This window comes from Gardnerella sp. DNF01199S (assembly GCF_049244155.1).
GTDB lineage: Bacteria > Actinomycetota > Actinomycetes > Actinomycetales > Bifidobacteriaceae > Bifidobacterium > Bifidobacterium piotii.
This window is the reverse complement of the sequence record NZ_CP058380.1, coordinates 835,474-852,524: the sequence shown is the minus strand read 5'-3', so window position 1 is coordinate 852,524 and position 17,051 is coordinate 835,474. Positions and strand designations below refer to the sequence as shown.

Below are 17,051 nucleotides of genomic sequence, written 5' to 3'. Positions count from 1 at the left end.
ATCCTATCAATTAATAGAAACTGTAGTTTCAGATGCAATGTGAATACGCAATGAGCATAGCTGAAAAGGACGTAACTCTATATTTAACGCGTCATTATTCTTATGCAAAGCTGTAGACATACCGTGCAATGCTGGCATTTCCATAAGATCTACCTCTTCAATTGAGGCTGCACGCAAGATTTTATTGAGTTTTATTTGCCCATTTGCGTATCCACCAGATGGCTCGTGAATACGTAAAATTATATCTCCAGAACAATCATCGGCCAGCTTAACCCAATCTAATGCAATTAGACCTGAGTTTCTGCGAATCGTAAACAATGGATCGACTTCTGGTAGCATATCAATAATTGGCGAATTCAAAAAATCAGCTGTACTTAGAACTGAGTCCATATTTGCATCAGCAATAAATGACCAAGTAAATTCGTGCTTACCTTGATCCGTATTTGGATCTGGGTAAAGAGGCGCGGAAAGCAAAGATAATCTGAGCATAGTTCCATAAGATGAAGAATAATCGCCAATAGGAGAAGCATCAGCGCCATAAGTAGACGAATTCGCAACAGCAACAGCATACGAGGAATCTTCTATGCGAACAAACCTATGCGTGCATGATTCAAATTTTGCATCATCACTACGAGTATTTTTTACTATTGGCCTTTCGACTAAACCATATTGACACTCATATTGCGCATTATTTGAACATATAGATGTTGGCATATCTACCTTTAGAAATTGCTCTTTAGCATTCCAATCAACTTGAGCATGGAAATCAAGTCGTTTAACACATGGCTCTAAAATTATATTTGTTTGAATCTTAACATCTTTTTTACATGCCAAGATTTCAACAGATACACCGCCCGATAAAAGTTCTTTAACGTCAACAATTGAAGAATCATAAATCTTACGATTCCGCATAAACGCATCTCGCTCAACATCCCACGCATCCCACTGAGATGGCTCATCTTTTAATATCTCATATTGCGCCATGCGATAACCAGATGGAATTAGCTCGCGATTAAATTTAATATCTTTAACAGAAGACACTGTGCCATCGCGTTCAATAGTAACACTTAAAACACTATTATTAAGAATTATTCCACCATCATTTTTGTGTTTTACAGTTGTTTTACTATTTTTACTGCTTTGATTGCATTGATATAAATTCCAAGCAACATCATTTTTACCTGTATAAGTCAATAACTTTACATTTTTACGCGCGTTGATAGCGTTAATAGCGCTGTTAGTGCTGCTAGTTTTTACAATCGCATTAGCAATATCTGAAATAATTTTACGCAAAGAAGAAATATCTCTAGCATATTCTTCTCTAGCTTGTCTATGAACCCATGCAATAGCTGAGCCTGGAAGAATATCGTGGAACTGGTTCAATAATAAAGTCTTCCAAATTCTAGTAAGCTCATCATTATTAAAACGGTATTCTGGCGCATAAACTCGAGCTAAAACAACAAGATATTCAGCAACGCGCAACAATGATTCCTCTATGCGGCAATAGCGCTTCATATCTTGCTGAGAAGTAAGAGTTTTTCTATGCAACTCTAGATAAAGCTCACCCTTAAACACTGGCATATTGCCATTTGAATCGTCAACAATATCTTTTCGTATTTTTTCAAACAACTCATCAGGAGTGCCGAAATCAACTCTAGGAGCACCCTCTAAATTGCGATCGCGCCTAATGCGAGCAGTCATCTCGCGAGTAGGGCCGCCACCGCCGTCGCCAAAACCGTACAACAATATTGCATGATCAGATAAATCTTTATCCAAAAAATTGCGCTGAGAATAAACTAGCTCATGCATGTTCACAGATGAAGCATAAGTATTAGATGGAGGAAAATGAGCTAAAATCCTAGAACCATCTATTCCCTCCCAAAGGAAGGAATGATGTGGGAATTTAGTGGTATCGTTCCATGAGAGCTTTTGAGTTAAGAACCAATCAAAACCAGCGCGACGAGCGAGTTGAGGCAATGCACCTGTGTAGCCGAAACTGTCTGGCAGCCAAATACCATGCGGCTCAACACCAAGATGCTCCTTAAAATAGCTCTTACCAAAAGTCATTTGGCGAATTAAAGATTCACCGCACGGCATCATTGCATCAGACTCAACCCACATACCTCCAACAGGTATAAAACGCCCTTCTTTAATCCTATTTTTCATACGCTCAAACAAATCAGGATGCTCGTTTTCTAGCCACTCGTATTGTTGAGCAGAACTCATAGCATAAGTAAAATCAGGATCCTCATCCATAAGAGCTAAAACATTAGATACTGTGCGCGCAACCTTTCTGTGCGTCTCTCGCACAGGCCATTGCCAAGCAGAATCAATATGAGCATGACCAACAGCCGTATGCTTTATAGAACTTGCTGCAGCAGGGCTGCTTAATACATCATGCAACGCTTTACGAGCATTTTGAACAGTAGAAGAATCATGCTCATCATAGGCATTTAAGGAGTGCTGTAAAGCTTTAGCTAGTTTCCAATAACGCGGATTATCATCGCTTAATTCGCGCATCAAAGAACTTACAGTCTGAAGATCCATGTAATAATCAAAAATATTACGATTAAAAACAGTAACGTCAATATACTTCAACATATATTGGCATTCAGTTTTTCCAGTAGCACGCTCTCCTAAATCAGTAGGAGAAAATGGAGTAGATCCTTCAACAAACGGATTGTCTGCAGCTTCCAAATATAAAGTAAAATTACCATTTTCATCAATACTAATCGAACGATTATTATGCTCATCAATCAACGGAACCCAATGATTACAAGGGTTTACAGCTTTGATAACTCTTCCGTCAATGTTATACACTAATCCTTCTGCCTGAAAACCAGGAAAAAGATTCTCAATCCAACCTAAATCAACATTTAGCTCAACTTTGCGCCCTTTTACCTTTGAAAAATCAATCGACCCTGTAATTTCAAACCACGTTGTGCCCCAAGTTGTTCCCCAAACGCCTGGAACATTGAATGAGCGAAAAACAATATCGTTTCTTTTTAACTTAGAGAAGAATTCGCTAGAAGAAATAGGTTCTCCAGCAATCTCATACGCTCCAATTTTACAGTGCGATAAAACAGTATTTATATACGGGTATAAGCGTTGTTGCATAACTCTTGTACAGCGACTCAATTGCTGCTCAGGTAATAAAAACATTGTTCCTACACTTCTTTCTTACACAACTACACATTTATACATAAATCGCTTATACGTAAATCTTGTATACGTAAATCGCACGTCTCTTTATGTAAAAGCAAAACAAGTGATTGATGCACATTATAGAATTTGCGATTGAAGATCTTTTCGAGCAGATTCTAATCTAGTAATCTGACCTAAAAGATTGAGCTTTTCACTCCCATCTTCTAGCTTACTCATTCTAAGCTTAATAGCTCCGATTTTTCGCATAAAGCCAACGTCTAGAAGCTTAATAAGCAGCTCATTTGCATACTTTTGTTCTTCTTCGCTAGGAACGCGCAAAAGATCGGATGGAGATTCATTTGTAGAAACACCACTCGAATCGTAAGCAGCCGACGAGTTAATAGAAGAAGCCCCACTCAAGACTTTATTAGAAGACAATGGAAGAGGCATTACGGAAAGCTCGTTAATAACGCCTTCTAGCATAGGTCCTGCAGCTTTAGTAATCATGTGCAACCAAAGACCTTTACTAACGCTTGTATTAGGCAATCCACCAGAAGCCACAAAAGCCTGGAAAAGCGTTCTAAAAACTGGCGTAATAAAATTATTCAAAGTAAGATGCGCAAAAAGCTGATTGCTAAATGCTAAAGGGGATTGCATAAGAACAGCCATAAATTGCTGCTCGCACATAAATACAGAATCATCAACCTTGTAGTAGCTTTGATTCTTGTACGCGCTTCTAAGCATAGCGGTTTTTGCAGCAGCCTCATTCATGCTTTGAGAACGCTGATCAAACACTCGAGAATCCGCATAAACGTTGGAAGAGTAGCCTTTAGAATAAGCGTCATCGTCTACAACGTGCAATCGCCTTCTAGCAGACTCCACTTCCCTACGCATAACGTCTAAATCAACACCAATATTTCTAACAGCTTTCCTAGTGTATAAGTCCAGCAAAGACCTGTCTCGAATTTGCGCAACAAGAGGAGCAACCGCCTTAACAGCCCCCATCTGACCTGTTGCAAAAGACGTATCAAAACGGCGAATAACAGTGTCGATTACAAAATCGTAAAGAGGATTAGCGCGCGCAATCAAAGAGCGAACAGCCTCGTCTCCCCTTTGAATACGCAAATCGCAAGGGTCTAAATTATTATCTGCAACAGCAACAAAAGTCTGTGTTAAAAACGCTGAATCTAAGCCAAAAGCATGCAGAGCAGCTTTCTGGCCTGCCGCATCTCCATCAAAAGTAAAAACAATACGCGAGCTAACTTTTTGACCTTCTACTTTTACAGGGCCAACAAGCTGAATCGCTCCCAAAGAATCGTCGGCAATAAGTCGGCGAATAATCTTCGCATGCTCCGCGCCAAAAGCCGTTCCACAAGTTGCAACAGCAGTATCTACGCCAGCTAAATGGCAAGCCATAACATCTGTGTAGCCTTCCACAATCACAACTTGGCGCTTTTTAACAATATTCGACTTAGCAATGTCAATTCCGTAAAGAACTTGCGTTTTTCTATACAACACAGTGTCTGGAGTGTTAATGTACTTTGCGCTAATAGAATCGTCGTCGTAAAGCTTTCTAGCGCCAAAACCCAAAGTACGTCCAGTAGAATCTCGAATAGGCCACGTTAATCGGCCGCGGAAGTAATCGTAAATTCCGCGCTGACCTTGACGCGCCAATCCTGCATCCAATAATTCTTGACGAGTAAAACCCTTATTAGACAAATAGCGAACAAGATTATCCCATCCGTTAGGCGCGTATCCGCAACCAAAACGCTCGCATTGCGCTTGAGTAAAATTACGACCAGCAAGCAAACTACGCGCTGCAGACGCTTCATTAGAGTTGATTTGAGACACAAAGAAACGTTGAGCTTCCTCGTTTGCTTCTATAAGACGAGCGCGCTTGGAGCCAGCATGAGAATTATCTTTAGCATCCTGCGATTTGTCATAATGAACTTCAATGTGGTAGCGATCCGCTAGTAGCTCTACTGCCTCGCGAAAATCAATGTTTTCTTTTTGCTCAACATACTTAAAAACATCTCCGCCAGCACCGCAACCAAAGCAATGCCAGACACCCAAGCTTGGACGAACGCTAAAACTAGGCGTTTTTTCATCGTGAAACGGGCAAAGCCCCACAAAAGTACCCGTTCCAGAAGGCTTAAGCGTAACAGTCGCAGACACAATATCATACAAATCTGCAGCAGCGCGCACACGCTCAACGTCTTCTTTTACAATCATTCCAGCCATAGTCTCTAGCTTATCGCAAGCCGAAGGCTACAGACACTCTATGAAAAACTCGTAGTTTAGCACAAAGCGGCATGAAGAGCTGTAGCAGATCCATCTGTAAGACTTGCAACTTGATCAATCGCAACTCTTAAACACTCGTCTTCGCTAGAGCAAGCATTCCAATCGCTTATAAACACAGATTCCATAGCATCGTGTGCTCGCGGAGACTTGCTCATAAACACCTCCACCAAATCCGTTAGAATCTTTTGCTCACGCCTATAAAACTCGCGCTCTCTAGGTTGGATTATAAAATGCACAGCCAAGCTTTTAAGAACGATTATCTCGTAAGATGTTTCTGGCGGAATCACAACGTTTGCGCGGTAGCGAATTAAAGCGCCGTTGCCGTATTTTTCTCTAGTTGCTTTCTCAACAGAGCTTGCAAACCTGCCGATTAAAGCACTAGTAATATTCTTTAGATGAGCTAGCGACCTTCTAGAGCCGTCATAAGAATCAGGGAACATATTAAGAGCGCGCAAACGCTTAAAAGCTTCCAAAAGACTATCCGCATCCCACTGGTTGCCGTACCAATTATGAGCTTCTTGAATAACTTGATCCGCAACGCTTGAATCCCAAACAAGCTCCGTATTAAAAGCGCCAGTCACAATCGCGTCTTCAATATCGTGAACACTGTATGCAATATCGTCGGAAAGATCCATAATTTGGCACTCTATAGGCTTCGATTCGCGCGGAGAGCCACTTTTTAGCCAATCAAAAACTTCCCTATCGTCTGGGTAAACGCAGAATTTTAAATCGCGCTCGCCTTTATCGTGCGCTTTTGCTTCATCAAAACCCCAAGGATATTTAACAGCAGCATCCAAGCTTGCACGCGTAAGATTTACGCCTGCGCTAGCGCCATTTTCTCTAAAAACTTTAGGCTCTAAGCGCGTTAAAAGTCTAAGAGTTTGAGCATTTCCCTCAAAGCCACCAATATTGCTTGCGATTTGAGCAAGCGCGCGCTCGCCATTGTGACCAAAAGGAGGATGACCTAAGTCGTGAGCTAAGCAAGCGCAATCTACAACATCTGGGTCCGCGCCAAGCATCGCAGCAATCTGGCGACCAATTTGCGCAACTTCCAAAGTATGAGTTAAACGCGTGCGAGCAAAATCGTCGGAGCCAGCTACAAGCACTTGACTTTTAGCGCCGAGTCTTCTAAGCGCTGAAGAGTGGATTATTCTGGCTCTGTCTCGCTCAAACGGTGTGCGAGCGCGCGTGTGGTGAGGCTCGCTAGCCCATCGCTCAGTATCGTGCAAGCTGTATTCGCCAACAACTTCGTTATCGGAAGCAATCACATCGTTACACATTAAAAACCTCCTCAACTAATCGCAAGTAGCAAATCGCAAATCTAAAATCGCAAGTAGCAAATCGCAAAATCGCTAGATTAAGCTTTTTTCATCCAACATTTTTATGTCTTTTTCAGGCAAAACTTCGTAAGCATTCTTATACAATCGCGGAACTCTAGGGCCAATCCCAGTCATAATCTCGTAGCTTATTGTTCCTGCAGCCGCTGCCCAATCGTCTGCCGTTGGCTCCGCATATTCAAGACCCCTGCCTGGCCCAAAAAGCCTGACCGTATCTCCTTCTTTAACTCCAAGCTCTTTAGCGCTGCCTTTTAAGTCAACAATAAATTGATCCATGCAAACGCGCCCCGAAACATGCAAAATCCTAGCGCCGTTCTTAGTTTCCACGCGCACAGGGCCTCCAGGCTTATTAACATGACGAGATCCTTGCATATCGAATCCGCTAGATGCGCGCAAAATACCATCCGCATATCCAAGTGGAACTATTGCTGTGCTTGTATTGTCTGGCGTTAAATACGTGCGCCCGTAAGAAATGCCGTGCCCTGCTTCTACAGATTTAACTGTTCCTAATTGCGCTTGTAAAGTCATAGCTGGACGCAAGTCGTAAGTTTGAGGCGCTCCCATAACAGGGTCTGGCTCGTATCCATATAATCCAATTCCTGGGCGAACAAGCTCAAAACGTATCTCTGGCCTGTTAAGAGTTGCAGCCGTATTAGCTAAATGTCGGATTTTAGGCTCCAACCCAGCTTCGCGCATTCTTCTAGTAAAATCGTGGAATTGCTCAATTTGCCTATCTGTAGATGCAACAAACTCTGGAACGTCTGGGCAATCAGCAACAGCCAAGTGACTCCATTGCCCAATAACTTCGATTAATCCCTGGCTAGAATATTCACTAAGTTTTTCTAAAGCATTACTAAAGCCAGCAGGCGTAAAACCGTTTCTGCCAAATCCCGTATCTACCTTAACGTGCACACGTGCAACAGCACCAAGCGATTTAGCAGCGAGCGCAACAGCGTCAATAGAATCAAGTGAGCCAACAGAAATATCAATATCTGCTTTTATTAAATCCGCAAAAAGAGACGTTGGAGCGCTAGTAAGCCACGTAAGAATACGGCACCTGCTTGAGTCAATTCCACATTTACGAAGCCGTAAAGCCTCATAAGGCTGAGCTGTGCCAAGCCAAGTTGCTCCTCCTGCTAAAGCTGCGAGCGCACTAGGAATAAGCCCGTGACCATAAGCGTCTGCTTTAACAACTCCCATAACTGCTGGCGACTTTTGACCAGGCTTCAAATCTTTAGAAACGCGCTCAACAAGAGTTCGCATATTATCTCTTAGCGCTTTTAGATCAACGATTACCTGCCCAGGGTATGTACTTAAGGCGCGAGCGTAGTTTTCTTGCAAAATCGCTTGTATACTCGAATTTTTACACATATCTCACGCCTTTACTCTTAGTTTTTAGCTTTTACTTTTATAATTATTTTTTTATCTACTATATCTACAACTATTTTTGAGTTACGTTTTAATACAGCTAATACATGTAATACCGCTAATACCGTATTACATGATTATGCGAGCGCAACCATTGATACGCGATTCTAGTTGCACTATGCGCGCGATCTGGAATTACAACAAGACCACACTTGCTAAAGCCTTCTCGCAAAATAACTTTTTGCATAATCAAGTTGTCGGGATGAGTATCGATTCTAACATTAGAGTAATTGCGCTTAGCCCATCTTAAACATTCGCTTGCCATTTTTGGCTTAACTCCCGAAGATGCAAGCCTATGGATTGTAACGTATGGCAAAACGTCATCTAGCCACGCTCCATCAATCTTTGCGTAGACTTCATCAAGACCCTCGCACAGTGCAAATTGTGCCAAAATGCGCTCTTCGCCAAAATCTGGGTCCGTGTCTACAAGAAGATTAAAACGATTCAAACGAATATCTTCTATAACACTAGATGTTAGAGGAAAGCGATCTCCCCATTGATGAGGATTGCCATTATTTGCCATAAACACTCTTGCTCTCTCATAAATATTTTCAATATCTTTTAGATCGCTAAGAGTTGCTTTCCTCAATCTTATTTCACACATACACCCCCCTATGCTTAGAATATGGCGATTTTACAGTCTTACACAATCAAACGCAACAAATCACACAATCTTGCGCTCAAAAGGATCGGAGCTAATGCCTTTGTCTAAAATATCTTTGCACCATTGACGCGCTCCAAACAAGCTATGATCGCGGTAGTTTCCGCAAGACTCAATAGTTGTAGCTGGAACATCTTCCCAAGTAGCTTTATACGCAATAAATTCAAGCGATTCCTTTAACGCGCGCGCAACATCTTCTGTACTATGAGTGCCCCAAGTTAAAAGGTGGAATCCTGTACGGCAACCAAATGGAGAGCAATCAATGTAGCCTTCAATGCGCTGACGCAAAAGAACAGCAATCGTGTGCTCGATAGTGTGCAAAGCGCCCGTAGGAATAGCCTCTTGGTTAGGCTGAGTTAAGCGAATATCGTAGTTAGAAATAACATCTCCATTCGGGCCTTTTTGAGTGTCAATATAGCGAACATATGGAGCTTTAACTTTAGTGTGGTCAAGCTCAAAGCTTTCTGGACGAGGTGTTGGCTGATTGTTTTGATTTTCGCTCATTTTATTCCATCCTAACTTATATTCCATGCGCCAAATGTATGCGCACAATCCATGCGTAAATAACGATTACTAAATAATATTAGACGCTATTCTTGCCAAACACACATGAACACGAGTCTAAAAATATTTTTTATTGACTTATTAACTTATAAGACTTACAGATACAGACTTGCAAACTTGCAAACTTGCAATACTTACAAATACAGACTTACAAAGTAGCAGCATCAATAAGTTCGCGAGTGTAGCTATGTTTTGGATTAGTTAAAATTTGACTTACATGCCCAGATTCAACAACAACGCCATCTTGTAGAACAACAACACTAGACGCTAAATGCTGAATCATACCAAGATCGTGGCTAACAAATACGCACGCCATATTAGGGCGATTTGCGCGAATCACATTAAAAGCATCTAAGATTCTTGTGCGCTCAGCAACATCGATTGCGCTCATTGGCTCATCTGCAACCAAAACTCTAGGATTATTGATTAGCGCTCTAGCAATCGCAACGCATTGAGCCTGTCCGCCAGAAAGCTCGCACGGATATCTTCCAGCAAAAACTTTAGGATCTAATCCAACTAAATTCAAAACATCATCCACTTTAGAGTCAATAGCATGTGAATCAACATCATGTGAATCAATATAACGTGAGCCAACAGTATTTGAATCAGAACTCATGTTTTTACGCCATATTTCAAGCGGCTCAGCAACGCTTTTTCTAACTGTCCAACGCGGGTCTAAAGCTGCAAAAGGATGCTGAAATACAAGCGAACATTGTCTTCTCATATTTACGTAAGCAGAGTCTTTCAAATTTAACTTTTTAGCGTTTTCAACGGTTTCAACAACTTTGCCGCAATACTCTATTCTTCCTTCACTTATTTCTTGCAATCCAAGTAAAGAGCGAATCAAAGTTGTTTTACCACTTCCAGATCCGCCAATTAAAGCTAAAGATTCGCCAACTTTAAGATTAAAGTCAACGCCTTTTAATGCTTCAACGCGGTTTTTTGAGCTTCCTAAAACAACGTGAACGTTTTTAGCTTTAAAAATGCAATCATCTTTAGAAGAATCGCCTTTATCTAAATCGCTTTTATTATCAAAACTTAAATCATTGTCATAAAAACTCGAAGAATTTTTACTAAGACTTAAAGCGCGCGCTGCAAAAACAAGTTGCTTAGTAGAGTGAACCTTAGGATTTTCTAGCAATTCACCAACACGCGCACTATCGACTAATCGCCCAGAATCCAAAACATAGCAACGAGTAGCAGCGCTAGAAAGAACCGAAAAATCGTGAGTAACAAAAAGCATTGAAGCGCCCATATTATCAACTAAAGAAGTGAGCATATTTACAACATCTTTTTGTGTAACAGAATCAAGAGCAGTAGTCGGCTCGTCTGCAAGAATCAACTTAGGGCAAGTTATAAGCGCTGTAGCAATTCCAACTCGTTGCATTTGCCCACCCGAAAGCTCAAAAGTGCGCTTATTCAAAATATTCGCGCCTAAACCAACTTTTTCAAGCATAACTTTAACGCGATTTTGAATATCGTCTTCGCACAAATTGTAGTGGAGCCTAAGAGGTAAGGCGATTTGCTCGCTAACACTCATAATAGGGTTAAGAGCACGATCCGCTTGCTGAAAAACAACGCCAACATACTTACCGCGAATGTTTGCAAGCGCAGAATCGTCAGCGCCAGCAGTTTGGGCATTGCCAACATGGCAAGAGCCAGTGATTTTGCAATTAGACGGAACTAGACCAATCGCAGCTCTTAAAAGCATTGATTTACCCGAGCCAGAAGATCCAACTAGCCCAACGCGCTCGCCATCTTTAACGTTAAGTGAAACATCACTTAAAATGCGCGAAGATCCAATGCTAAGCGATAATCCTTTTATATCAAGACTCATTCTTAGACTCCCTATTCGCTGGATTTGTAGCACTTCTTAAAACATCGCCAAAAAGATTAAGAGACAAAACTGTTAATGTAACAACAAGACCAGGCCATAGAGCCGCAAGCGGATAAACGTGAATCAAAGTAACCGAAGTAGAAAGAACGCGACCCCAGCTCGGCACTCCCGAAGGAACACCAACACCTAAATAAGTCAATCCGCTTTCCGCTAAAATAACAGTTCCTGCAGAAAGCGAAAGCTGAACGGAAGCGATAGGCAAAATATTAGGAAAAACATGCTTTAGCAAAACGTAACTTCTGCTAGCACCATTAGAAACAGCGCAATCAACATAGTTTGACTTAAGAACAAGAACAGCACTTGGTCGCAAAATACGAGCAAGATTTAAGCCATATCCAAATCCGCATGCAAGCATGATTACAAGAACGGATGCTCCAAGAGGTACAGCAAGCATAAGCGCAATCAAAACTGTTGGAATAGAAATTAAAGCGTCTACTGCCATAATGCTTACGGAACGAATTTTTTGAACGCGGCAAATCGTAAAGCTTAAAATCACAAATCCAACAACGCTTGCAATCGCAACTGTTGAAATAACAAGCAAAATCTCTACTCTAGAACCAGCCATAAGCCAGCTAAGCATATCTGCACCCGTTCCATCTGTGCCAAGCCAATGCTTTAGAGAAGGCTTTTGCCATACCTCGTACCCGTTTGTTTCTAGAAGAGAGTAGGGCGTCCACACAAAAGAAAGCGCAGCTACAAAAATCCACAAGCACAAAATAATGCAAACGAATTTTCCAATAACTCCGCGCCAAATGCGTCTTAAAAACTTAATCATTGCTTGAATTGCCCCCACTTAAATCACTCCCCACTCGAATCTTGGCTAAGCCTTGAATCCAACAAACGATGCAACACGTCAATCGCAAACCCAACAAGCAAGAACAATGCAGAGAGCATAAAAAGATTGCCTTGAACAGATATAAGATCTCGCAAGCCAACATCGCGCACAAGACCCATACCCATTCCAGGAAGCGAAAACAGATTTTCAATAACCATTACGCCCATAATCATATGTGCAAAAGTTAAGCCGATTACAGACACAAGCTGCGGCAACGCTAATCGCAAGCCAACTCGCCAAATCATTTGCTTTTTAGTCATCCCACAAGCCATAGCTTGCAAAGCAATGTCGCTATTAGAAATCTGCTCTAATGATGCTGAAGTGTAACGCATAAAACCAGATCCAACAATAACGCCAACTGTTAGAGCTGGAAGAATCAAAGACAAAAATGCGCTACCAAAATCTCGCCAACCGTCTGTTGGAAAACCTTGAGTAGGAAAAATCCCAACTAAGCCAATGCCATTGCCAAAAATCATGATTAAAATCATTCCGCCCCAAAGAGCAGGAACAGATCCGCCTGCAATCGCACAAAACCTTAAAAAGCCTTGCAAAGACTTGCCAGAATACAAAACTTGCAAGCATCCAAGAGGAATACCAATTGCGAGCGCAATTAAAAGTCCAAGAAAAATGAGCGGAAAAGTTATGCTAGCACGCATAGCAATAGTGGACGCAACGGAACGACCCGTAAGCATTGAAACGCCAAAATCGCCTCTAAAAACGCCAAAAATCCACTCTAAATATTGAACGAAAAGGGGCTTGTTTAATCCTAAATCGCGTCTTAATTGCTCAACTTTTCCATCTGGCGCGTTTAAGCCAGCCATAACTTGAGCAACGTCTCCAGGTAAAACTCTAAGAGCAAGAAATACGATTGCAGAAATAAATAGCAGCGCTACAAAAAACAACGCGATGCGTCGAAGAATCATGCGCTTCATACAAACCCCTTACTTAGTTTAATGTTCCCGATTTTGTAGCTTTACGAGCTAGTTTGAGCAACATTTTCGGTAAATCGCTCGCGCGGATAATCGCGCTAGAGCTATTTGCGCTTTTTGTTGCTCGACATGCCAATTAAAGCTACAAAATCGGGAAATTTAGACCAAATCACTTAAGTCGCAAGTTGTATAGCGGCAAAAGAACCTGATTAATGTCAAAAGGCATGCCTTCAAGGTTCTTTACCTTAGCTGTAACAACTTTATAATTAAGCAACCAATCTGCAGGAGCATCCTGGCTAACGATTCGCGCAGCTTTAGCAAGAAGCTTATTAGACTCCTTAATATTCGCGCAAAGCATTGCCTTAGCATACAAATCCTGAACCTGCTTATTGTTGTAACCGTAGTAATACTTAGGATCTGCCCACTGGCCAAAATCGTGACTTTCGTTGTGATCTACCATAGACAAATCGTAGTTTTTATTGGTATAAACGTCGTGAAGCCAAGTAGTAAATTCAACAACGTTTACTTTTAGATCAATGCCAATTTGCTGTAATTGAGATCTTAGCTGCTCACCAAGTTGCGTTCCATAAATATTCGGGTAAGTAAGTGAAAGATGCAAAGGATTCGACTCACTAAAACCAGCTTCCTTCATTAACGACTTAGCACGCTTAACATTATGCGCGTAAATCTTAGTTAAATCCTCATATCCTGGGTCAAGAGAAGGAATTGGTCCGCCAAGCAAAGCATCCGTACCTCCACGCGAAGCAATAATTTGCTTATGGTCAATCGCATAGCGAATCGCTTGGCGCACACGCTTATCTTTGGTTCGCTCACCATTCATATTCATAGCAAGCACAAATTTATCGGTAGTGTTTCCAGCTTTAACAACATAGCGTTTTGAATCCGCCTTAAAAGGCTTAGCAAGCTGACCCGAAATAGGCGCCAAAGCTTGAACAGACCCCGAAGAAAGCGCATTTACAGCAGCAACATCGTCTACAAAATAGCGAACAACAACTTTTTGAGTTTTTGCCTTATTAATTCCCTTGTATCGCGGATTTACCTTTAACACAACTCGGTCGTTTGGCACAAACTTCTCCACCAAATACGGACCAGATCCAACAGCTTGAGTTTTAGCGTCATAATTCGCAAGCTTATCGAAAACTAAGCCAGCTCTAGAACACAACGCCCACAAAAGCTTTGCATTTGGCTCTTTAAGCTTGATTTCAAACGTGTAATCATCTTTAGCTTTAGCAGATTCAACTTTTCCAACCATGTTTGATCCGCGATATTTCTTTGCAACAAGCTCGTTAAAAGACCACTCAGCATCTTTTGCAGTAAGCTTATTCCCATTAGAAAAAACAACGCCTTTACGAATGTGGAATGTGTACTTTAAGCCGTCTTTGCTTATTTCCCAACTCTTTGCAAGGGAAGGAACAACTTGATTTTTAGAATCCCTAGCTACAAGACCCTCATACACGTTTCCAATCAGCAATTGTTCCAAGGAAGAGCCAGATTGATTACGAATATCAAGATTTGTAGGAGCAAGTTTTAATCCGATTGACACAGTTTTATTTGAAACTTGCGCAGAAGATGTTTGACTTGCAGGATTTTTTTGCGGACCTGTAAGCGTTGCAACAATCGCGCTAACTACTGCGATTACTACGATTGCTACAGAAACAAGCCAGAATTTTCCCAAACCACGCTTATTGGTTTTATACGCACTTTTAGACGCAGCGTTAAGCGAAGCATCTGTGCTAAAGGCAGCTTGCGATTCTTGCGCGTTTTCTTGCCCATAGAATTTATTGGTCGCATCTTTAGAGTATGCGCCATCTTTGGGTTCTTTGTTATCCATTCAACAAACCTTTCTGGATTGAATTAGATACATTTATTTAATTGTTGTTTATGTTGTTATTTAATTGTTTAAGCTCGTCGCTTTATCTAATTGCAACACTTGCAACACAAAGTCAACGGCGTATATAATCGTAGCTTGCTAGCAAGTCAATCAAAACTAGGGCGAGTCTAAAAACTTCGCTATAAGTCATTGATATTTATGCGTTTTTACAAAAAATTTGACATCATTGTGTAAAAAATTTAACACGATTCTATAAAAATTTGACGTTATTCTAATCACATATCCTATGAATGTGGTTAAATGCCATCAGACGTAAACTTGCAAACCTGCGCAAAAAACAATACGATAGCTTGCATATTTGCAAAAATGTATAACAGACGCATAAAGATGTTACACACAGCATGCATGCAAAATGCGCCAATAAAACGCCAATAAAAAGCGAGGAATAATGGCAGAAAACTTGAATACTACAGTAACAGTAAACGAATCCTCAGATCCGCAAAATAACGGCAGCCAAGACCGCACTGCTCTAAATCGCCAGCTTGCACAAATGCTTAAGGGCGGCGTGATTATGGACGTTACCACTCCAGAGCAGGCGCGAATTGCTGAAGATTCTGGAGCTTGCGCTGTAATGGCGTTGGAGCGTATTCCTGCCGATATTCGCGCAGCTGGTGGCGTTTCTAGAATGAGCGACCCAGCTATGATTCACGGAATCCAAGAGGCTGTGTCTATTCCTGTTATGGCAAAATGCCGTATTGGTCACTTTGTAGAAGCGCAAGTACTTGAGGCTATTGAGATCGATTACATTGACGAAAGCGAGGTGCTTAGCCCAGCAGACGATGTTTACCACATTAACAAGCGCGATTTCGCAGTTCCATTTGTTTGCGGCGCTAAGGATTTGGGCGAGGCTTTGCGCAGGATTAACGAAGGCGCTTCCATGATTCGCACTAAGGGCGAGCCTGGAACTGGAGACGTGATTCAGGCAGTACGCCACATGCGCATGATGAATTCCGCAATTCGTAAGCTTACAAGCATGCGCGAGGATGAGCTTTTTGAAGAAGCTAAGACTTTGCGTGTGCCTTTCGATCTTGTAAAGTATGTTGCGCAAAACGGCAAGCTTCCTGTTGTAAACTTTGCAGCTGGCGGTGTTGCTACCCCTGCAGACGCTGCTTTAATGATGCAACTTGGCGCAGAAGGCGTGTTTGTTGGCTCTGGCATCTTTAAGTCTGGAGACCCAGCAAAGCGCGCTGCTGCAATCGTTAAGGCTGTTACTAATTACAAAGATGCCAAGATGATTGCTAAACTTTCCGAGAATTTGGGCGAAGCTATGGTTGGCATTAACGAGCAAGAAATCAAGCTTTTAATGGCTAACCGCGGCGAGTAATTGAGACGAGTGATTGAGGCGAATTATTTTGGCAAACTCACCTATCAACACAAATAATTGCGCGCACACTGTAGCCGTTCTAGCTGTTCAAGGAGCTTTTCTTGAGCATCGTTTAATGCTAGAAAAGCTTGGCGCGCGCGTTATTGAGCTTCGTCAAGCGCGAGATTTGGAGCAATCTTTTGACCGCCTTGTTTTGCCTGGCGGCGAAAGCACTGTGCAAACTAAGCTTCTTAAAGAGCAAAATATGCTTGAGCCTTTGCGCGAGAAAATTGCAAACGGAATGCCTGTTCTTGGCACTTGCGCAGGGCTGATTTTGCTTGCAAAAAACGTGGAAGGAAACGAAGTTAGCGGATTTGGCACGCTAGACGTTACTGTTAAGCGCAATGCTTACGGCCGCCAGCTTGGAAGCTTCCATTGCAATTCTGATTTTGGCAATCTTGGAGCTGTTCCAATGACGTTTATTCGCGCGCCTTATATTGCGCAAGTTGACTCAAATGCCGAGGCTCTTGCAACTGTAGATGGCAACGTTGTAGCTGCTCGCCAAGGAAATCAAATCGGAACAGCTTTCCACCCAGAGCTTGATGAAGACACAAGAATACACCAGCTTTTCTTGGATTTGTAAATATCTTAGACTTGTAAATAAATGTGGCACTTAAATCACTTGTTTAAGTGCCACTTTTATTATGAAACTCTATTAATGCTCCATTAAAAAACGCTAT

12 protein-coding genes are annotated in these 17,051 nt (G+C 41.8%); 2 read left to right on the top strand and 10 right to left on the bottom strand.

The genetic code is table 11. From position 1 onward, the window contains the following. Positions 1-6 precede the first annotated feature (6 nt). From HXT45_RS03335 to HXT45_RS03290, 10 genes are all read right to left on the bottom strand, one after another. A complete protein-coding gene (locus tag HXT45_RS03335; RefSeq protein WP_421781221.1) occupies positions 7-3,162 on the bottom strand; it encodes an alpha-mannosidase in 3,156 nt (1,051 codons plus the stop codon). Between the two features lie 120 nt (positions 3,163-3,282). Then, entirely contained in the window at positions 3,283-5,385 is a 2,103-nt protein-coding gene (dnaG, locus tag HXT45_RS03330) for a DNA primase (protein ID WP_421781219.1), read from the bottom strand. Between the two features lie 56 nt (positions 5,386-5,441). Continuing rightward, on the bottom strand, positions 5,442-6,725 hold the full coding sequence (locus HXT45_RS03325; RefSeq protein ID WP_421781217.1) for a deoxyguanosinetriphosphate triphosphohydrolase: 1,284 nt from the start codon (positions 6,723-6,725) through the stop codon (positions 5,442-5,444). A 72-nt stretch (positions 6,726-6,797) separates the two neighbouring features. Continuing rightward, entirely contained in the window at positions 6,798-8,153 is a 1,356-nt protein-coding gene (alr, locus tag HXT45_RS03320) for an alanine racemase (protein ID WP_421781215.1), read from the bottom strand. A gap of 115 nt (positions 8,154-8,268) precedes the next feature. Further along, complete coding sequence (locus HXT45_RS03315) at positions 8,269-8,814, bottom strand: hypothetical protein (protein WP_016786277.1); 546 nt, start codon at positions 8,812-8,814, stop codon at positions 8,269-8,271. A 60-nt stretch (positions 8,815-8,874) separates the two neighbouring features. Further along, positions 8,875-9,375 (bottom strand): S-ribosylhomocysteine lyase, encoded by a 501-nt coding sequence (locus tag HXT45_RS03310; protein ID WP_004113527.1) that lies wholly within the window; start codon positions 9,373-9,375, stop codon positions 8,875-8,877. 208 nt (positions 9,376-9,583) lie between these two features. After that, positions 9,584-11,272: an ABC transporter ATP-binding protein gene (locus HXT45_RS03305; RefSeq protein WP_421781213.1), complete on the bottom strand. Its 1,689-nt coding sequence runs from the start codon at positions 11,270-11,272 to the stop codon at positions 9,584-9,586. Continuing rightward, the gene (locus HXT45_RS03300; protein WP_032819335.1) at positions 11,262-12,107 is read right to left on the bottom strand and encodes an ABC transporter permease; all 846 of its coding nucleotides are present in this window, start codon (positions 12,105-12,107) and stop codon (positions 11,262-11,264) included. Before HXT45_RS03300 ends, HXT45_RS03305 begins: the two co-directional genes overlap by 11 nt. Positions 12,108-12,130: 23 nt before the next feature. Beyond that, the gene (locus tag HXT45_RS03295) at positions 12,131-13,099 is read right to left on the bottom strand and encodes an ABC transporter permease (protein ID WP_020759006.1); all 969 of its coding nucleotides are present in this window, start codon (positions 13,097-13,099) and stop codon (positions 12,131-12,133) included. A 166-nt stretch (positions 13,100-13,265) separates the two neighbouring features. After that, positions 13,266-14,948 carry an ABC transporter substrate-binding protein gene (locus HXT45_RS03290; protein WP_020759007.1) on the bottom strand — a complete coding sequence of 561 codons (1,683 nt, stop codon included), beginning with the start codon at positions 14,946-14,948 and terminating at the stop codon, positions 13,266-13,268. A 550-nt stretch (positions 14,949-15,498) separates the two neighbouring features. Here HXT45_RS03290 and pdxS point away from each other — a divergent pair. Both pdxS and pdxT read left to right on the top strand, forming a co-directional pair. Beyond that, complete coding sequence (gene pdxS, locus HXT45_RS03285) at positions 15,499-16,332, top strand: pyridoxal 5'-phosphate synthase lyase subunit PdxS (RefSeq protein ID WP_042711222.1); 834 nt, start codon at positions 15,499-15,501, stop codon at positions 16,330-16,332. A 28-nt stretch (positions 16,333-16,360) separates the two neighbouring features. Then, positions 16,361-16,954: a pyridoxal 5'-phosphate synthase glutaminase subunit PdxT gene (gene pdxT / locus HXT45_RS03280; RefSeq protein WP_004133262.1), complete on the top strand. Its 594-nt coding sequence runs from the start codon at positions 16,361-16,363 to the stop codon at positions 16,952-16,954. The last annotated feature ends 97 nt before the right edge of the window (positions 16,955-17,051 follow it).